The organism is Brucella intermedia LMG 3301 (assembly GCF_000182645.1).
Taxonomy (GTDB): Bacteria; Pseudomonadota; Alphaproteobacteria; order Rhizobiales; family Rhizobiaceae; genus Brucella; species Brucella intermedia.
In genome coordinates this window covers 1345162-1364314 of sequence record NZ_ACQA01000001.1, presented here as the reverse complement: position 1 = coordinate 1364314, position 19153 = coordinate 1345162, and the positions used below count along the sequence as shown (strand labels likewise).

The window sequence follows — 19153 nt, the reverse complement described above, 5'->3', positions numbered from 1 at the left end:
GTGTGGAATGTTTCTGTCGGTTTTCGATCTTTACAAGATTGGCATTGGGCCTTCCAGTTCTCATACGATGGGCCCGATGACGGCTGCACGCATGTTTCTCAACGAGGTGATCGGCGGGAACTGGCCAAGGCCGGCACATTCCAAGATTCACCGTCTGAAAGCGAGCCTGCACGGCTCTCTTGCTTATACAGGTGTAGGGCATGCAACGGACCGCGCCGTTATCCTGGGGCTGTGCGGTCATCTGCCGGATACGATTGACCCCGACATCATGGATGTTGAAGTCGAAAAGGTCTTTGCTGAGAAGAAGGTGGACCCGCAAGGGCATCCAGTCTACCACTTCGATCCGAAAGTCGATCTGGTGTTGGATCGGAAGACACCTTTGCCGGGACATGCCAATGGCATGGCCTTTTCCGCATTTGACGCCGACGATAATCTCTTGCTGCGTCGCGCATATTTTTCCATCGGCGGCGGCTTTGTCGTGACGGAAGAAGAACTGAGCCGCGTTCAGCGTAGTGGAGCGAAGCAGGACGACAAGGCCGACGTGCCGTTCCCATTCCGAAGTGCTGCCGAAATGCTTGAGATGGCCCATGATAGTGGGCTGTCGATTGCTGAAATGAAGCGAGCCAATGAAGAAAAGCATATGGCCCGCGGCGATCTGGATGACGGACTTGATCGCATCTGGGGTGCCATGCGCGGCTGCATCGAGCGGGGATTGAGCCGCGATGGTGTGATGCCCGGTGGCTTGAATGTTCGCCGTCGTGCGCGCCAGCTTCACGACAAGCTACAGGACGATTGGCGCAATAACCGCAGCAACCCACTGCTGGCCAATGACTGGCTTTCCGTTTATGCGATGGCCGTCAACGAGGAAAATGCGTCGGGCGGCAGGGTAGTCACTGCTCCCACCAACGGTGCCGCTGGTGTTGTGCCGGCAGTTCTGCGTTATTACCTGCATTTTCATGATGATGCCGATCAGAAAGGCATAAGGGATTTTCTCCTGACTTCTGCCGCGATTGGCGGGGTCATCAAGCACAACGCGTCGATTTCAGGCGCGGAAGTCGGCTGTCAGGGCGAGGTGGGTTCCGCATCGGCCATGGCCGCAGCCGGTCTCGCAGCCGTGCTCGGCGGGTCGCCCGAACAGATTGAAAATGCTGCCGAAATAGCGCTTGAACACCACTTGGGCATGACCTGCGATCCGGTTGCCGGGCTTGTTCAGGTGCCATGCATCGAGCGTAACGCGCTCGGCGCTGTAAAGGCTGTCACTGCCGCTTCGCTCGCCGTAAAGGGCGACGGCAAGCATTTTGTTCCGCTGGATGCCTGTATCGAGACGATGCGTCAGACCGGCCACGATATGAGCGAGCGTTACAAGGAGACCAGTCAAGGCGGTCTCGCGGTGAACGTGGTCGCCTGTTGATCAGCAATTCTTGGCAGAATGCGGTGCCCCGGCTTGAAGCTCGCATTCGTCTTGGCTAAATCACCTGTATGGCTCTCAATCTCGTTAAACTTTGCGTCGGCTGCGACAGTATTGAAGATCTTGCGGCTTGGATCGATTTTCGCCTGGCGGAACAGCGCGCTGCCGGCCTCGTGCCGGAACAGTTCCATACAACGAGGATGGTGCCCAAGCGGATCGACGAGCTGCTGGAGGGCGGCTCGCTCTACTGGGTTATCAAGGGTAATGTCCAATGCCGTCAGCGATTGCTGGATGTGCGCCCGTTCACGGATGAGCAGGGTATCAATCGCTGTCATCTGGTTTTGGAGCCTAAGGTCATTCCGACCGAGTGGCAGCCGCGCCGTGCGTTCCAGGGTTGGCGCTATCTGAATGACAATGAAGTCCCGCGTGACGAGTCCGCCGGTAAGGCAGGCAGGGCTGCCTTACCTGCAGAATTGCGGCAGGAACTGGCGGCGCTCGGATTGCTGTAGAGGTGACCTATCCATGAAAAAGGCCCTGCTTTTAAACGGCAGGGCCTTTTCGTTCTATCTGTGAAGTTTCAGTTTTCTATCGTCAGGCGGACTGAAACCCTATCGAAATTCACCGGCAAGGTCATGCGCATGGACGCACGCGGTTGAACCAGGCGCTTGTTGCGCGCCGCATGGCAGACGAGCAGTCCGACCAGATCGCGGGTCTGAAAGCCAGTACCGCGCCTTACATCCGCGATTCGCAATGCGGCCTGCTTGAGGCCTTGCACCGAGAACAGCGCGCCGAGCGCTGATGCCTTACCTTCATCCGGTGTCCAGTCGACAGTTTTGAACGGAGACTGACCGAAAGTTTCTCTCATATTTGACATCTCGAAACCCTCTACGCACTACAAATTCGGGTTTGAAGCTGGCAACGAGGAGGCGAGCCTCCTCCTCGCTATCGATTAGTTCGCGACCGCATAGCAGCCGAAATTTTTCTTCTTGAGCGAGGCGCATGCGTCCCATGCAGCCTGCTTGGAAGAGAAGCCGACAAAGCGGGCGCGGTAGAAAGTTGCGCTGCCCTTACTGAACGTCTCGGTATAGGGAGACGCTGCGCGCAGGGTGCCCCCTGCCGTGGCAGACGCCTTGGCCAGCATGTCACGTGCCTGGCCTTCGCTCGGCAGGGAGCCGATCTGGATGGCCCAGCCACCAGCAGCGGGCGCAGATGCGGTTGTAACCGGATCGACGTCCTGAGCCTGCGCTGATGGAACAGCTGCCTTTGGCGTTGGACGGATCGCAGCCTGTGCGGCGAGCGCCGCAGGGCGAGCCGTTGGAGCTGCGAGCGCCAGAACCTGTGGCTGATCGCTGTCGCCTTCGCCGCTTTCATTGTTGATGAAATCTTCCACAGCCGCGGCCTCGCGTGTCACCGGAACGGGCGCGTGCTTCGCCTTGGGAAGATCGACCGAGGCGACGACCTGCGGAGCATCGTTGCGCATAGCTACGAGCGGAGCAGCGTTACGGCTACGTGTCGCCATAGGAAGATATTTGCGAATGAGCTGCGCCATATGGGCGTCACGGCTTGCGCCGGTATTGCCGCCCATCACGACTGCCACGAGCCTACGGCCGTCGAGACTGACCGATGAGGCCAGATTATAGCCGGATGCATTGGTATAGCCGGTCTTGATGCCGTCGACGCCTTCAACGCGACCGAGCAAACGGTTGTGACCATTGATGGTCTGGCCGCGGAAAACGAAGCTGCGGCGCGAGAAATAGGAGAATTCATTCGGGAAATGCTGGCGAAGCGCAATGCTGAGGATTGCCATGTCACGTGCAGTTGTATGCTGCGCCATGTTCGGCAAGCCCGACGCGTTACGGAAAGTCGTGTTGCGCATGCCGAGACGACGCGCCTTTGCGGTCATCATCTGGGCAAAGCGTTCTTCCGACCCCCCGAGATATTCTCCAACCGCTGTCGCTACGTCATTGGCCGACTTCGTGATCATGGCCAGGGCTGCATCTTCAGCACGGATACTCTGTCCCGGACGGAAACCGATTTTCGTGGGCGGACGCGCAGCCGCATAAGCGGAAACGGGGATACGGGTATCCTTGCTCATGCGACCTGCCTGCATGGCCTCGAACAGCATGTAGAGGGTCATCATCTTGGTGAGGGAGGCAGGATAGCGCTGTGCATCCGCATTCGAGGCGAACAGCGTCTTGCCGGTGTTCGCATCAATTACGATGGCTGCGTATCGGTCACCCGCCGCTATCGCCGGTATTGTTGTCGAAGCTGTCGAACACCCCGTTACAACTGCAAGAAGAAGGGTGGCTTGTGCCGCTCTTTTCAAGGCATATGCGACTTTACTAAATGCGGTACGCACGATGATGACCTACCTGTATCCCGGATTTTTTAAACTGCGGCACAAAAGGCACACAGCGTCTAATTCGGTGATCCTACTGCCATCAGCGTTACCAATCCGTTTATGGTAACCGCATTGTTCATAAATTTCGGAAAAATTTGGGAGCGGGCAACGGGACCGGTAGCGGGTATCGATAGGGCCCTTTTTGGCGTTCACGCAGATGTGTCATTGAACGGGAATCCCCCTTTCGTGGCGAAGGGGGCGATAACAACAAAAAAAACCGCTTTCGCGAGTTTAATTTTTACTGCTGCCTTATCGTATAGGAGGGGGAGGGGCAGCGACTTGAAATAAGTATGCGTTAAAAAGTTGCTTTCTAATATTATATAAAATGCACCTATTATCGTTCTCATTATATGTGCAAAATAGTATTTTTTTCCATAGGTCGAAATGACAATTTGTATTCCGCTTTCTATAGGGTGGAGTTTTTTGGGGGACAGTTAGCCTGGTCTGTATTTGAGAACTCAGGCATTTAGACCGCTATTTTATAAAGAACGCCCTTCAATTCGAGATACCACATAACTGTGTCAAGCCGCGTTATTGCAATAAGTCCCGGTTGCAAGTGCCAGTGAAGGGCTTAAAATCACCACATGACGACCTACATAATAGGGCAAGTTGGGTCAGGCAGATGGGCATCCGGGTAATAGGTTTCATGAGGCATCTCGATATAGTCATGCAAAGCAAGACCGACGGCGGGAATGGTCCGGAAAACGGCACCGTTGTGGTCACGCGCACGCAGCCGAAGACCAAGAAACCCAGCCTCTATCGTGTCCTGCTCCTCAACGACGACTACACACCCATGGAGTTCGTCGTTCATGTCCTGCAGCGGTTTTTCCAGAAGAACCGGGATGATGCCACGCGCATCATGCTGCATGTTCACAATCACGGGGTCGGCGAGTGCGGCGTATTTACATACGAAGTCGCCGAAACCAAAGTCAGCCAGGTCATGGATTTCGCCCGCCAAAACCAGCATCCGCTGCAATGCGTGATGGAGAAAAAGTGAGGTCATATGCCATCGTTCTCCCCAAGCCTTGAAAGGGCCCTGCATCAAGCCCTCACAATAGCAAACGAGCGGCATCACGAATATGCGACGCTCGAACACCTTTTGCTTGCCTTGATCGACGATCAGGATGCGGGCGCAGTGATGCGTGCCTGCAGCGTCGACCTTGAGCATCTCAAGCGTATCGTTACCGATTATATTGATCGCGAACTTGATAACCTGGTCACGGGGTATGATGAAGATTCCAAACCCACTGCCGCGTTTCAGAGGGTCATCCAGCGTGCGGTCATCCATGTGCAGTCCTCGAACCGTGAGGAAGTGACTGGCGCGAACGTGCTGGTTGCCATCTTTGCGGAACGGGAAAGCCATGCTGCCTATTTTCTCCAGGAACAGCAGATGACCCGTTACGACGCCGTGAATTATATTTCGCACGGCATTTCCAAACGTCCGCAGAGCAGCGAAACCCGTCCGCCTCGCGGCGCGGAGAGCCCGAGCGAAGAACGGACAAGCACCGAGCAGGAAGAAAGTGCGAAGAAAAAGCAGGACGCGCTGTCGGCTTACTGCGTCAATCTCAATGAGAAAGCCAAGGCTGGACGCATCGATCCACTGATCGGACGTGACAGCGAAATCAGCCGGACCATTCAGGTGCTTTGCCGCCGTTCGAAGAATAATCCGCTTTATGTGGGCGATCCGGGTGTCGGCAAAACCGCCATCGCCGAAGGTCTCGCCAAGCGGATTGTTGAAGGACAGGTGCCCGAGGCGCTGGCCGACGCGACGATATTCTCGCTCGACATGGGTACGCTTCTGGCTGGCACCCGTTATCGTGGTGACTTTGAAGAACGCCTGAAGCAGGTCGTCAAGGAACTCGAGGAGTATCCGGGTGCGGTCCTGTTCATCGATGAAATTCACACGGTCATCGGCGCTGGCGCTACCTCAGGGGGCGCAATGGACGCGTCGAACCTGTTGAAGCCTGCGCTTTCGTCGGGCGCTATCCGCTGCATCGGATCCACCACCTATAAGGAATATCGTCAGTTCTTCGAGAAAGATCGCGCCTTAGTGCGTCGTTTCCAAAAGATCGATGTCAACGAGCCTTCGATCCCGGATGCGATTGAAATCATGAAGGGGCTGAAGCCTTACTTCGAGGATTTCCACAAGGTCAAATACACCGTCGATGCCATCAAGACGGCAGTGGAATTGTCTGCGCGTTATATTTCGGATCGCAAGCTGCCTGACAAGGCAATCGACGTGATTGACGAAACGGGCGCCAGCCAGATGCTCTTGCCTGAGAACAAGCGCAAAAAGACCATCGGCGTAAAGGAAATCGAAGCGACAATCGCAACGATGGCCCGTATCCCGCCGAAATCGGTGTCGAAGGATGACGAACAAGTTCTGTCACATCTGGATGCCGAGCTGAAGCGCGTCGTCTACGGTCAGGATCTGGCAATCGAAGCTCTGTCGGCCTCAATCAAGCTCGCCCGTGCAGGACTGCGTGAACCGGACAAGCCAATCGGCTCTTATCTGTTCTCCGGCCCTACTGGCGTCGGCAAGACGGAAGTCGCCAAGCAACTGGCAAGTTCGCTCGGTGTCGAACTGCTGCGTTTCGATATGTCGGAATATATGGAGCGCCATACCGTCTCGCGGCTTATTGGTGCCCCTCCCGGCTATGTCGGATTCGATCAGGGCGGTCTTCTGACAGATGGGGTCGATCAGCATCCGCATTGCGTGCTGCTGCTCGATGAAATCGAGAAGGCGCATCCCGACCTGTTCAACATCCTGTTGCAGGTAATGGATCATGGCTCGCTGACCGATCATAACGGCAAGAAGATCGACTTCCGCAATGTGATCCTGATCATGACCACCAATGCTGGTGCGTCGGATATGGCCAAGGCAGCAATCGGTTTTGGTTCCACACGTCGCGAAGGCGATGACATGGAAGCGATCAACCGTCTGTTTACGCCGGAATTCCGTAACCGACTGGATGCGATCATTCCGTTCGGCCCGCTGCCGGTTCCGGTCATCCATCAGGTAGTGCAGAAGTTTGTGCTTCAGCTTGAAGCACAGCTTGCTGAACGCGGTGTGACTTTCGAACTGACCGAAGGTGCAATCGCCTGGCTGGCCGACAAGGGATACGACGAGCGCATGGGTGCACGTCCGCTGGGCCGGGTTATCCAGGAGCACATCAAGAAGCCATTGGCCGATGAAGTGCTGTTCGGAAAACTCAAGCACGGCGGCACGGTTCGCGTGGACGTGGTGACCAAGCCTGACGGAAAAACCGATCTGTCGTTGGAAAGTGTCGCCGACAAGCCGGTCAGTCCGAAAAAGGACATTCCGGCTGAAAAGAAGCAGTTGCAACGCAAGAAGGCTGCTCCGAAGAAGGCTGAAAAGGAAAAAGTGCTGGCGGGCAAGGACGACCCGGCACCCAAAACGTCCTCGAAGTCTTCGGCGACCAAGTCCTCGGTGCCGAAGGTGCCGCGCAAGAAATAGTCGGGATAGAAACGGCCCCTCCGGGGGCCGTTTTTCTTGAATCCGTGACGAGCATGGACGAAAACTGAGGTTTTCCTATTCGGGCGGAAGAAACCGGGTGCAACTTGCTTGGTCCTTGCTCTAACGTGGCTCCATGCCACCGATTCATCTCAGTCCTCCTGAACATAATCCAGAAGATCAACGCCACATACGATGGTTTCTGCGCGGTTGTATGCGCATTTGCAGCATTCCGGCTCTATTGCTGATGAGTTCATTCATCGGTTTTGCCGGGCTGGCCATCGAAAGCGGAATTACAGTTGTCCAGGCGGTTTTCATGACCCTGACCATCTGGGCTCTTCCGGCCAAGGTCGTTCTGATCGGCGCGATCAGCGCCGGCGTGGCTTTGCCTGCCGCAGCTCTCGCCGTTGGGCTGTCGTCGGTGCGTTTGATGCCGATGGTAGTTGCATTGCTTCCCGAACTGCAGGGTCCGAAGACCCGGAAACTGACGCTCGCGGCCTTGTGTCATTTCGTGGCTGTCACCGCGTGGGTCATGGCCATGGAAGAGTTGCGCAAGATACCGCGTGATATGCGAACCAGTTATTTTGCGGGAATCGGAATGGTGCTGGTGGGAACCAATGCGATCATCGTCGCAATCGTCTATTCGTTATCGACGTCTTTTCCACCAATCGTTTTTGCGGCACTTTTCATGCTGACGCCGATGTATTTTCTGACATCGCTCTGGCGTTCAGCCAGGGAGCGAGCAGGGCAGGTTGCGATGGTTTGCGGGATCGCTCTGTTTCCCATATTCCATCATCTGGCCCCGGGATACGATCTGCTGATCACGGGTATTCTCGGCGGGCTGATAGCGTTCGGCTTTCATAGGATGCGTCAAATCCCAGCAGGAGCGGGTGAATGAACTGGGACAGTTTTTCAACCTGGTGGTGGCCGTTCGTGTTTATCCTGCTGGCAGGAGCGCTGCCAACCTATTTGTTCCGCGTGATGGGAGTGCTGGTTGGCGGGCGGGTACGAGAGGATTCCGAGGCGCTTGTTCTCGTACGATGCATCGCAACCGCGCTGGTTGCAGGCGTTATTGCGCAGCTTATTCTCTATCCCAATGGAGAATTGGCCAACTCGCCGCTGTGGCTGCGCGCTGGTTCCGCCGTGGCAGGATTTGCCGCTTTCATCATGACCGGCAAACGATTGCTGGTCGGTGTTCTGGTCGCGGAAATCCTGCTGGTGATCGGTCTGCTTACACTTTGAAAGTTTGAGTCATATCAAATTGCTGCGCGGATTTTTTCAGCGTTTGCTGAAAGAACTGCGGCGTCTTCCATCTGCCCCGTATGGGGCTTGAGCGCGACGCCTTCAAAACGCGGGATCACATGGAAGTGCAGGTGATAGACGGTCTGGCCGGATGCAGGTTCGTTGAATTGCATGACCGTTACCCCATCGGCGTTGAAAGCCGTTTTTACGGCCTGTGCGATTTTTTGCACAACCTGAATAACGTTCGCGAGGGTTTCCGGCTTGGCATCGAGCAGGTTGCGGGAAGGTGCCTTTGGCACGACCAGCGTGTGGCCCGTGCCTTGCGGCATCACATCCATGAAGGCAACGACATCGTCGGTTTCATAAACACGGGTGGATGGAATTTCACCGCGCAGAATCTTGGCGAAGATATTATTGTCGTCGTAGGTAGCGGGCATGCGATTCTCTCCAATGCGGAATGTTTGAATGGATCAGACCGCATCTATTCCTGTTAGGCAAGGTGGATCGGTTCATGCGTCCCTGAATGGGGAGTGTTCATGCAAAGCGCTCTGGATTTGCTCGACTTCGCGGCGCTCATGCTCAAGATAATCACGCACTGCATTCCGAAAACCTTCATGGACAATATAATGCGCCGAATGGGTCGTGACCGGCACATAACCGCGCGCGATTTTATGCTCGCCTTGTGCGCCTGCCTCCACGACACTCAGTTTTCGATCGATGGCAAAATCGATTGCCTGATGATAGCAAACCTCAAAATGCAGGTAGGGATGATCTTCAATGCAGCCCCAGTGCCGGCCGAAGAGCGTGTCACCCCCGATGAAATTGATTGCACCGGCGATATAATGCCCGTTGCGTTTTGCCATGATGAGCAGAATGTCCTCGGCCATACTTTCGCCGATCAGCGAAAAGAACTGTCTGTTCAGATAGGGCCGACCCCATTTGCGGCTGCCCGTATCGATATAAAACGCAAAGAAATCATCCCAGACGGCTTCCGTGAGGTCGCTGCCGGTCAGCCAGTCGATTTCTATGCCGTCCGACAAAGCCTCGCGGCGTTCTTTTTTTAACGCTTTGCGTTTCCGGGATACAAGTTCGCTCAGAAAGTCATCATAGCTTTTAAAGTTGTTGTTTTTAAAGTGAAACTGCTGATCAGTGCGATGGAGAAAGCCTGCGCGCTCCAGTGCGATGATCTCATCGGGCAGTGCAAATGTAACATGCGCCGATGAAACACCGGTCTGGTCCGCCAGTTCCCGCAATCCGCCAGCCAGCGCCAGTCGAACCGTTTCGCTTTCATAAGCGACGTGATTGATAAGGCGCGGGCCGGTAGCTGGAGTGAAGGGCACTGCTGCCTGAAATTTGGGGTAATATCGGCCTCCGGCGCGCTCAAAAGCATCCGCCCAGCCGTGGTCGAAGACATATTCGCCCTGGCTATGTCCTTTGAGATAATTTGGCACCACTCCGATGAGACTGCCCCGATCGTCTTCAAGGCGCAAATGCTTCGGAAGCCAGCCCGCCTTTCGGGAAACCGAGCCCGACTCTTCCAGAGCCAACAGGAAGTTACGGGTAATGAAGGGATTGTAGTTCGCGTCCTGTCGGGAAGCCCCGACAAGACTGCTCCATTCGTCCTTCGTGAATTCGCTGATATTCTCAACGACACGGAGAACGAAGCTTTGCTCATTCCGCGGGTCTTCGTCGTTCACCGCTATTCCTTTGCCGTTATCGCGCATGTTGCGGCGCTCGGCGTGTTGTCGTCAAGCTAACAGGGCGCGTGGATCAAAACCTTCGAACGTGATCTGATCGACATTGAGATCGCTATGCTTCTGCATTTCGCGATCTCGAACTGTCCAACTGATCACCGGCATGTGCAACTTCTTCTGAACGAAAGTGACGAACGGGTTGGGCAGATGATGCACGTTATAGGATACGAAGGAAATGCCATGCGCCAGCATGGAGAAATGTCTTTCAAAATCTTCCGTGCGGGTACCTTCGGCGGTAAGCCCTCCCGGGATTCCCGGCGCATCTGCTGCAAAGCGGCGGATCAGGTGGTGATCGAAAGACATGATCGCCGCTTCGCCCTTATAAGACGCCAGTTCTTTGGCAACGGCGGCCACCAGACCGTCATCCTTACCTTCTATGCCCTTCAATTCGATGACAAGAGGAACACGGCCATCGACCAGATCCAGCATCTGACGAAGCGTCGGCACATGATCGGCGGTGCCGCCGACCTTGAGCGCGGTCGCTTCGGCAAGCGTCAAATCGCTGATGTAGCCTTCGCGACCGGCGAGACGCTTCAGCTCGTCATCATGAAAGACGATCACGCCGCCATCACGGGTGAGATGAACATCGCATTCAATGGCGAATCCTGCTTTGGCTGCCGCCTCAAACGCCGAGAGGGTGTTTTCCCAGCGTTCCTTGTTAAGATCGTGCAATCCACGATGAGCGACGGGGCGCTTCTTGATCCAGTCAATGGACGTCATGTCACGCAACCTCGATGATTGCTTCTATTTCGACAGGTGCGTTGAGCGGCAGGCTGGCAACGCCGACTGCGGAGCGGGCATGTTTGCCAGCGTCGCCGAGGACTGCGACGAGGAGATCGGATGCGCCATTGGCAACCAAATGCTGCTCCACAAAGTCGGGCGTTGAAGCTACGAAAGCCGTAATTTTTACAATTCGCTTGATGCGGCCGAGGTCGCCCAGTGCCGCCTTTGCCTGGGCAAGAATGTTGACAGCACAGGCGCGTGCCGCCGCTTGTCCGTGCGCAACTGTCAGCTCGTCTCCGATCTGGCCAGTGTGCACCAGCTTGCCGCCTTCGAGGGGAAGCTGGCCAGAAGTGAGCAGCAAAGAGCCGCTTTGGGCAAAAGGAACATAGTTTGCGGCGGGTGCGGCGGCTTCAGGGATGGATATACCCAGATTTTTAAGGCGGCTGTCGATCGTGTCGGTCATTATATTAATCCTTGCTTGCAAAGGTACTTCGCGATCTACCTATAAGCAGAATCGGTGAAGCTTTGGGGAAGGGTGCTTTTTTTGCCTCGCTTCCGCCACGAGTTTTTTTATCATGCTCGTCAACTCATCGGGAGATTCATGTATGCGTTTTTTCAAGAGTGCGGTTGCGGCGAGTGGAACGGCTGCTTGTATATGGGCCGGATTTGCGGTTGCCGCTCATGCGGCCTCGACGGTAACGTTGGTTCCACATCGCGCAGTCTATGATCTGACTCTGGATCGAGCCGATGAAAAATCAGGGATCAGTGGTTTGACCGGCCGCATGGTCTATGAGTTTAACGGATCGGCATGTGAAGGCTACACCACCAATTTCCGTTTCGTGACGCGGATCGATATGGAAGAGCAGCCGCAGCGCGTGACCGACCAGCAGACGACGACGTTCGAAGGAGCGGACGGAAAGAACTTTCGCTTCGTCAACAAGACCTTCGTGGACAAAGAACTGGTCAAGGAAGTGCGTGGTGACGCGAAGCTCGAGGGCGGCAAGACCGTCGTCGAGTTGAGCAAGCCGAAGGAAAACAAGCTTAACCTCAAGGGAACGCAATTTCCCACTGGTCATATGGAAGAACTGATCGGCAAGGCGGAGGCCGGGCAGAAATTCTACCAGACATCGCTGTTTGATGCTTCCGAAGATGCCGACCGGGTGGTTGCAACCACCGTTGTCGTCGGCAAGGAACAGGCGCTGCCGGACGACGAGACCAAGATCATGGGCAAGTTTTCCAAGGATCAGGTCTGGCCGATAACGATTGCCTATTTCGATGACAAGGAAAAGCAGGACGGCCTGCCCATCTATCGCATCAATTTCAAGCTTTATCGTAACGGAATTACCCGCGACCTTACCATGGATTATGGAGATTTCTCCATGAGAGGAAAACTCGTGAAGCTTGATGTATACGATGCGGCAAAACAGGCCGGAGCCTGCAAGTAGGCGCGCTGGTGGGCATGTTTGTTAGCCCGTTCAGTGCAATATTGTGCAGACGACTTGCATTTTCCGGCGCGATCAGTTAACAGCGCGCTTATTCCACACACGGGATTGGGCTTTTGTCGGGAGAAATCCGGCAAAAACCTCCGGTGGCGAGAAATCGCCTCAGCCCGTGGAGGTTAAACCGGAAAAGGAAAATAAAGATGGCATTGCCTGATTTCAGCATGCGCCAGCTTCTGGAAGCTGGTGTTCACTTCGGCCACCAGACCCACCGCTGGAACCCGAAAATGGCACCATACATCTATGGTGACCGCAACAATATCCACATTCTCGATCTGTCCCAGACCGTTCCTCTGCTGCACAACGCGCTGAAGATCGTTTCGGACACGGTTGCCCGCGGCGGTCGCGTTCTGTTCGTCGGCACGAAGCGCCAGGCTTCGGACATCATTGCCGATGCTGCCAATCGTTCGGCTCAGTATTACGTCAATGCACGCTGGCTTGGCGGCATGATGACGAACTGGAAGACGATCTCCAACTCGATCCAGCGTCTGCGCAAGCTCGACGAACTGCTGGCTGGCGAAGCTCAGGGCTTCACCAAGAAGGAACGCCTCAACCTTGAGCGCGAGCGTGAAAAGCTTGACCGCGCCCTCGGCGGTATCAAGGACATGGGCTCGGTCCCGGACCTGATGTTCATCATCGACACCAACAAGGAAGCGATTGCCATTCAGGAAGCCAAGCGTCTTGGTATTCCGGTCGTTGCCGTGATCGATTCGAACTGCGATCCGGACCAGATCGATTACCCGATCCCGGGCAACGATGACGCCGCACGCGCTATCGCCCTGTATTGCGATCTGATTGCCCGCGCTGCTCTCGACGGCATTGCGCGTCAGCAGGGCGCGATGGGCATCGACATCGGTGCGCAGGCTGAGGCTCCGGTAGAACCAGCCCTCGAAGCTCCGGCTGAAGGCGCTTAATCAGCGTATGATTTCATCCATCCGTCATATCTGTGATAGGGCGGGTGGATAATCTCGTTTCATCCCGGTGCGAGATTGTGATTCCTGTAGTGCAACGCTCAGGTCAGGTCGCGATCCAGAAACCAAGCGCCGGTTAAAAGTTGGCACACCCCTTCGGTGTGCCTTCGCTTTCATGAAAGGCGACATCATGAGCATTTCCGCATCTCTCGTCAAAGAACTCCGCGACCTCACCGGCGCCGGCATGATGGACTGCAAGGCAGCACTTGCCGAAACCAATGGCGACATCGACGCTGCCGTTGACTGGCTGCGCGCCAAGGGTATTGCAAAGGCTGACAAGAAGGCCGGCCGTACGGCTGCTGAAGGTCTGGTCGGCGTTGCAGCTTCCGGCAACAAGGCTGTTGTCGTTGAAGTAAACTCCGAAACCGACTTCGTTGCCCGCAACGATGCTTTCCAGGATCTGGTCCGCAAGATCGCCCAAGCTGCTCTGTCGACCGATGGCTCGACCGAAGCTGTGGCCGACGCCAAGATCGATGGCAAGACCGTTACCGAAACGGCAAAGGACGCTGTTGCCACCATCGGTGAGAACATTGGCTTCCGCCGTTCGGCTGCGCTGACCGTCCCGCAGGGCGTTGTCGCGACCTACATTCACAACGGTGTTGCTGATGGCCTCGGCAAGCTGGGCGTTCTCGTTGCAATCGAAACCGCTGGCGATGCAGAAGCTGCAAACGCATTCGGTCGCCAGGTTGCCATGCACGTTGCTGCAATCAACCCGCTGGCTCTGACCGCCGAAGATGTCGACCCGGCTGCTGCCGAGCGCGAAAAGGCGATCTTCATCGAGCAGGCTCGCGAATCCGGCAAGCCGGACAATATCATCGAAAAGATGATCGAAGGCCGCATGCGCAAGTTCTACGAAGAAGTCGTTCTTCTTTCGCAGGCTTTCGTTATCAATCCTGACCTGACGGTTGCAGCTGCCCTCAAGGAAGCTGAAAAGACCATCGGTGCGCCGGCCAAGATCACGGGCTTTGCCCGTATCGCTCTCGGTGAAGGCATCGAAAAGGAAGAAACCGACTTTGCTGCTGAAGTAGCTGCTGCTGCCAAGGGCTAAGCGGGTCTGTTTTTCAGCGCATCTCGCCCGAAAATAGGTTTTCCCTTTTCGGAATGCGTTGATTGCCTGAAAAGGCTTTTGATTACGAAGGGCATCGCGTGACAACGCGGTGCCCTTCGTGTATCGGAACCCGAACACATCCACTTGATCACCATCTGCGGAGAGCATCCAATGCCAGGTCAACCCGCCTACAAACGCGTCCTTTTGAAAGCCTCAGGTGAGGCATTGATGGGCAGCCAGGGCTTTGGCATCGATGTTTCCGTTGCAGACCGTATTGCAAGCGATATCAAGCAGGCACGGTCGCTTGGGGTCGAAGTTGGCGTCGTCATTGGCGGCGGCAATATTTTCCGTGGCGTGGCAGTGGCCTCGAAAGGTGGCGACCGCGTGACGGGCGACCACATGGGAATGCTGGCCACGGTCATCAATTCTCTTGCGCTGCGTACCTCACTGCACAAGATCGGTGTCGACTCTGTCGTGCTCTCGGCCATCGCCATGCCTGAAATCTGTGAGAGTTTCTCCCAGAGACAGGCTACGGCCTACATGGATGAGGGCAAGGTCGTGATCTTTGCTGGCGGTACCGGAAATCCATTCTTCACGACGGATTCGGCGGCGGCTCTTCGCGCTGCCGAAATCGAGGCGGATGCGCTTTTGAAGGGCACGCAGGTCGACGGAATTTATTCCGCCGACCCCAAGAAAGATCCGAACGCCACGCGTTTCGATCGTCTGACGCACAAGGAAGTTCTCGATCGCGGGCTTGCGGTCATGGATACAGCCGCTGTTGCCCTTGCGCGTGAGAACAACATTCCGATAATAGTCTATTCCATCCATGAAAACGGCGGCTTGGCCGAAATTCTGCAAGGCAAGGGGCGCTGCACGATCGTTTCCGATAATTGATCGGCCCTTGCTGCGTATCGAAGGAGAAAATGCATGAGTGATGCTTTCGACATCAACGACCTGAAACGCCGCATGGAAGGCGCTATCAACTCTTTGAAGCACGATCTTGGTGGCCTGCGCACGGGCCGTGCTTCTGCAAGCTTGCTGGAGCCGATCGTGATTGAAGCCTATGGCTCGACAATGCCGATCAACCAGGTTGCAAATATTACCGTTCCAGAATCGCGCATGCTTTCGGTCTCCGTCTGGGACAAGAGCATGGTGGGCGCCGTGGAACGCGCAATTCGCGATTCTGGCCTCGGCCTCAATCCGATCACCGACGGTACGACGCTTCGCATTCCGCTGCCGGAGTTGAATGAACAGCGCCGCAAGGAACTGGTCAAGATTGCACATCAATACGCCGAGCAGGGCCGCATCGCTGCCCGCCATGTGCGTCGCGACGGCATGGATACGCTGAAAAAGCTGGAGAAAGACAGCCTCATCAGTCAGGATGATAGCCGTGTTCTGTCGGAAAAAGTGCAGAAGCTGACCGACGAAACCATTGCAGAGATGGATAAGATCGTTGCCGTGAAAGAAGGGGAGATCATGCAGGTCTAGGACTTGCATGATTTTCATTGAAGGAGAGCTTCGCCATGTCCGAACCGCGCCACATCGCCATTATCATGGATGGCAATGGCCGTTGGGCGAAGGCACGCAACTTGCCCCGCAGTGCCGGACATCGGGCAGGTGTCGAAGCTCTTCGCGAGACAGTGCGGGCAGCCGGGGATCGTGGCCTCGGCTACCTGACTTTGTTCGCATTTTCTTCTGAAAATTGGTCGCGCCCGAGTGGCGAGGTGAATGACCTCCTCGGCTTGCTGAAGATTTTCATCCGTCGCGATCTCGCGGAGCTGCACCGCAATAATGTGCGCGTCAGCATCATCGGCGAACGCGAGGAGCTTGCCCCCGATATCAGGACGCTATTGGTAGAAGCGGAGACGCTTACGCATCGCAATACCGGCCTCAATCTGATCATAGCTTTCAACTACGGTTCCCGCGACGAGATCGTTCGTGCCGTGCGAAGCCTGGCGCGCGACGTTGCCGCCGGCCTGCTTGATCCGGCGTCCATTTCCGCTGAACTGATTTCCGCAAATCTTGATACGGCGGGGATACCCGATCCGGATCTAATCATCCGCACGAGCGGAGAAATGCGGCTGTCGAATTTCCTGCTCTGGCAAGCGGCATATTCGGAATTCCTATTCCTGCCCATTCACTGGCCCGATTTTCGTTCATCGGACCTCGACGCTGCCTATGATGCTTTTCGCCAGCGGGAGCGTCGATTCGGCGGTGTTGAAGTGCGGGCAGGAGTTGAAGAACTCGAAGAAGAAATCGCATGCCCTTCGACCAAGGGGGCGGCAGTCTAAAGTGGTTCCTGAGAATCGGAACCACTGAAATGCTCTAGTAAGGCGCAAGCCGGTCCGTCGAAAGGTCTCAATGTCCAATCTGCAAACCCGTATCATTACTGCTATTGTTCTCGGTGCAGCTGCCTTGTGGCTGACATGGATTGGCGGTTTGGGTTTTACGCTGTTTTCGATTGCGATCGGATTGGCCATGTTCCATGAGTGGACCAGCTTGTCCGCACCCAAGCAGACACTTTTCTCGCGAGTATTCGGTTGGGGATGGCTGGTTCTTACAAGTATTCTGCTCGTTATGGACCGCTCTGCGTTGCTGACCATCGGCGTTCTGATAGCGGGCACGCTCATACTTTTGCTCATCCAATGGCGGGCAGGGCGCGGCTGGCCGGCGGCAGGACTATTCTATGCGGGTTTCTCCGCCGTTTCGCTTTCGCTCCTGCGCGGCGACGAACCTTTCGGCTTTACAGCCATTGTTTTTCTTTTCGCTGTGGTCTGGTCCACAGATATCGCAGCCTACTTCAACGGTCGGGCATTGGGTGGGCCGAAGTTGGCGCCGCGCTTCTCGCCGAACAAGACGTGGTCCGGCGCCATCGGTGGCGCCGCTGCCGCGGTGGCCGGTGGCATCCTGGTTGCCTCTCTGGTGGCGGCTCCAGGCAGTTGGCTTGTACCGCTGCTCGCGCTCCTGCTGTCTATCGTATCGCAGATCGGCGATCTCGCGGAATCCTGGGTGAAGCGCCAGTTCGGCGCAAAGGATTCAGGGCGTCTGTTGCCGGGACATGGCGGTGTATTGGACCGTGTTGACGGACTTGTAGCTGCTGCCGCACTTTTGTACCTGTTTGGTGCAATTTTCGCCGAGCCAGACGTGCCGTCCGCGATTTTCTTCAGTTTCTAAGGGCGCAAGGAATTGTTTAAATTCATTCGGTTTTTTGGCGACCCGCTGGTGTTTTGTAAGGAGCAGTGATTTGCAGGACGCGTTGGCCTTTTTTCTGGGTGGCGAAAGCCTGCTTGTCGGGACCATCATTCCTTTTCTGTTTGTCTTGACCGTTGTGGTCTTTGTCCATGAAATGGGCCACTATCTGGTTGCGCGCTGGTGCGGCATCGGCTCCCAGGCTTTTTCCATCGGTTTTGGGCCCGAATTGATCGGTTTCACGGATAAGCACGGAACGCGATGGAAGATTTCCGCCATCCCGCTTGGCGGCTACGTCAAGTTCATTGGCGATGAGAGTGCCACGAGTTCTCCGGTGGACGTCAATAATGCGAGCCTGAGCGTGGATGAGCAGCGAAGGGCGTTTCACACCCAACCTGTTTGGAAGCGCGCGGCGACGGTCTTTGCTGGACCTGCTTTCAATATTATTTTGACTGTCGTCATCTTCAGTGTGTTCTTCGCGCTTTACGGCCGTCAGATTTCTGATCCGCTTATCGCGGGTGTTCAGCCGGGCAGTCCAGCGGCTGAGGCCGGGTTTGAGGCTGGAGATCGCTTCATCAGCGTGGACGGCGAAAAAATCACCACTTTTTCCGATGTGCAGCGCATCGTATCCGGGCGAGCCGGGGACAAGCTGAATTTCACTGTCGAGCGTGATGGCAAGATGGTTGATCTTCAAGCCGTTCCGGCAATTGTCGAGCGCACCGATCCGCTTGGAAACAAAATCAAGCTTGGCGCTATCGGTGTGGAAACCACTGAAGCTGTAGGCAATTTCCGCCGGATTGAATATGGCCCGCTCGAATCAGTGGCACAGGCTGTCATGGAAACGGGCTATATTATTGGTCGCACCGGAGAGTTTTTTCAGCGCTTTGCGGTCGGTCGTGAGGATAAATGCCAGCTTGGTGGGCCGGTCAAGATTGCCAATATGGCTGGCAAGGCAGCAAGCCAGGGATTTGATTGGCTCATCCAGTTGATGGCGATGTTATCTGTCGGCATCGGGCTTTTGAACCTGTTTCCGCTGCCTCCGCTGGATGGCGGTCATCTGGTTTTCTATGCGGTGGAGGCCATCAAGGGCAGTCCGGTGTCTGCCCCGGCGCAGGATATTTTCTATCGTGCCGGGTTCTTACTTGTTATGGGATTCATGGGGTTCGTACTTTTCAACGACCTGTTTGCCTGCTAGATGACTCTCCGGCTGGCTCAGGTGGTGATCTTGGGGATCGGTGCAGGCTGGAGGTTCCAGCGAGCAAACCGCTATGATGCGTTTCTTCTCCGGCGAGGACTGGGGAAGGTGTTAAACAGAAATGAAGGTTGGGAGTGACTGCTGGAAAAGCTAAGCGATTTGTTTACCATAACACCTAAATCGCGTGGCGCGGATGCCACGCTGGTTGCTTAAGTAAACAGAATTTAACCGTGACGCTTGCTTGTATG

20 protein-coding genes are annotated in these 19153 nt (G+C 55.7%); 14 read left to right on the top strand and 6 right to left on the bottom strand.

The window, feature by feature from the left end; genetic code table 11:
• Nucleotides 1-7 precede the first annotated feature (7 nt).
• Both OINT_RS06460 and OINT_RS06455 read left to right on the top strand, forming a co-directional pair.
• Entirely contained in the window at nt 8-1411 is a 1404-nt protein-coding gene (locus tag OINT_RS06460) for an L-serine ammonia-lyase (protein ID WP_006466966.1), read from the top strand.
• A gap of 68 nt (nt 1412-1479) precedes the next feature.
• Nucleotides 1480-1917 (top strand): DUF1489 family protein, encoded by a 438-nt coding sequence (locus OINT_RS06455; RefSeq protein WP_006466965.1) that lies wholly within the window; start codon nt 1480-1482, stop codon nt 1915-1917.
• Nucleotides 1918-1985: 68 nt separating this feature from the next.
• Here OINT_RS06455 and OINT_RS06450 read toward each other — a convergent pair whose 3' ends face one another.
• Complete coding sequence (locus OINT_RS06450; RefSeq protein WP_006466964.1) at nt 1986-2282, bottom strand: hypothetical protein; 297 nt, start codon at nt 2280-2282, stop codon at nt 1986-1988.
• 75 nt (nt 2283-2357) lie between these two features.
• Nucleotides 2358-3767: a D-alanyl-D-alanine carboxypeptidase family protein gene (locus OINT_RS06445; protein WP_006466963.1), complete on the bottom strand. Its 1410-nt coding sequence runs from the start codon at nt 3765-3767 to the stop codon at nt 2358-2360.
• A gap of 709 nt (nt 3768-4476) precedes the next feature.
• Between OINT_RS06445 and clpS the strand changes: the two genes are divergently transcribed.
• The 4 genes from clpS to OINT_RS06420 all read left to right on the top strand — a co-directional run bounded on the left by clpS (nt 4477) and on the right by OINT_RS06420 (nt 8526).
• A complete protein-coding gene (gene clpS / locus OINT_RS06435; protein WP_036565154.1) occupies nt 4477-4806 on the top strand; it encodes an ATP-dependent Clp protease adapter ClpS in 330 nt (109 codons plus the stop codon).
• 6 nt (nt 4807-4812) lie between these two features.
• Entirely contained in the window at nt 4813-7287 is a 2475-nt protein-coding gene (gene clpA, locus OINT_RS06430) for an ATP-dependent Clp protease ATP-binding subunit ClpA (protein WP_006466961.1), read from the top strand.
• A 244-nt stretch (nt 7288-7531) separates the two neighbouring features.
• Entirely contained in the window at nt 7532-8182 is a 651-nt protein-coding gene (locus OINT_RS06425; protein ID WP_006471618.1) for an AzlC family ABC transporter permease, read from the top strand.
• Nucleotides 8179-8526, top strand: a complete 348-nt coding sequence (locus tag OINT_RS06420; protein ID WP_006466959.1) for an AzlD domain-containing protein — start codon at nt 8179-8181, stop codon at nt 8524-8526. The genes OINT_RS06425 and OINT_RS06420 overlap by 4 nt, the downstream gene beginning before the upstream one ends.
• Nucleotides 8527-8540: 14 nt before the next feature.
• Here the strand turns inward: OINT_RS06420 and OINT_RS06415 are convergent, their stop codons facing one another.
• The 4 genes from OINT_RS06415 to OINT_RS06400 all read right to left on the bottom strand — a co-directional run bounded on the left by OINT_RS06415 (nt 8541) and on the right by OINT_RS06400 (nt 11466).
• Entirely contained in the window at nt 8541-8963 is a 423-nt protein-coding gene (locus OINT_RS06415; protein ID WP_006466958.1) for an HIT family protein, read from the bottom strand.
• Between the two features lie 72 nt (nt 8964-9035).
• Nucleotides 9036-10223, bottom strand: a complete 1188-nt coding sequence (locus OINT_RS06410) for a GNAT family N-acetyltransferase (RefSeq protein ID WP_006471617.1) — start codon at nt 10221-10223, stop codon at nt 9036-9038.
• A 51-nt stretch (nt 10224-10274) separates the two neighbouring features.
• Entirely contained in the window at nt 10275-11000 is a 726-nt protein-coding gene (locus tag OINT_RS06405) for a glycerophosphodiester phosphodiesterase (RefSeq protein ID WP_036565143.1), read from the bottom strand.
• Nucleotide 11001: 1 nt separating this feature from the next.
• On the bottom strand, nt 11002-11466 hold the full coding sequence (locus OINT_RS06400; RefSeq protein ID WP_006471616.1) for a RidA family protein: 465 nt from the start codon (nt 11464-11466) through the stop codon (nt 11002-11004).
• A gap of 142 nt (nt 11467-11608) precedes the next feature.
• Between OINT_RS06400 and eipB the strand changes: the two genes are divergently transcribed.
• The 8 genes from eipB (at nt 11609) to rseP (ending at nt 18905) form a co-directional block, all read left to right on the top strand.
• A complete protein-coding gene (eipB, locus tag OINT_RS06395; protein WP_006471615.1) occupies nt 11609-12448 on the top strand; it encodes a cell envelope integrity protein EipB in 840 nt (279 codons plus the stop codon).
• Nucleotides 12449-12645: 197 nt separating this feature from the next.
• A complete protein-coding gene (rpsB, locus tag OINT_RS06390) occupies nt 12646-13416 on the top strand; it encodes a 30S ribosomal protein S2 (protein ID WP_006466952.1) in 771 nt (256 codons plus the stop codon).
• A 187-nt stretch (nt 13417-13603) separates the two neighbouring features.
• Entirely contained in the window at nt 13604-14521 is a 918-nt protein-coding gene (gene tsf / locus OINT_RS06385; protein WP_006471614.1) for a translation elongation factor Ts, read from the top strand.
• 171 nt (nt 14522-14692) lie between these two features.
• Complete coding sequence (pyrH, locus tag OINT_RS06380) at nt 14693-15415, top strand: UMP kinase (protein WP_006471613.1); 723 nt, start codon at nt 14693-14695, stop codon at nt 15413-15415.
• A gap of 33 nt (nt 15416-15448) precedes the next feature.
• Nucleotides 15449-16009 (top strand): ribosome recycling factor, encoded by a 561-nt coding sequence (frr, locus tag OINT_RS06375; RefSeq protein ID WP_006466949.1) that lies wholly within the window; start codon nt 15449-15451, stop codon nt 16007-16009.
• Nucleotides 16010-16044: 35 nt separating this feature from the next.
• Nucleotides 16045-16812, top strand: coding sequence for an isoprenyl transferase (locus tag OINT_RS06370; RefSeq protein ID WP_006471612.1), 768 nt, complete (start codon nt 16045-16047; stop codon nt 16810-16812).
• Nucleotides 16813-16882: 70 nt separating this feature from the next.
• Nucleotides 16883-17695, top strand: a complete 813-nt coding sequence (locus OINT_RS06365; protein ID WP_006466947.1) for a phosphatidate cytidylyltransferase — start codon at nt 16883-16885, stop codon at nt 17693-17695.
• A 70-nt stretch (nt 17696-17765) separates the two neighbouring features.
• The gene (rseP, locus tag OINT_RS06360) at nt 17766-18905 is read left to right on the top strand and encodes an RIP metalloprotease RseP (protein ID WP_006471611.1); all 1140 of its coding nucleotides are present in this window, start codon (nt 17766-17768) and stop codon (nt 18903-18905) included.
• Nucleotides 18906-19153: the final 248 nt, after the last annotated feature.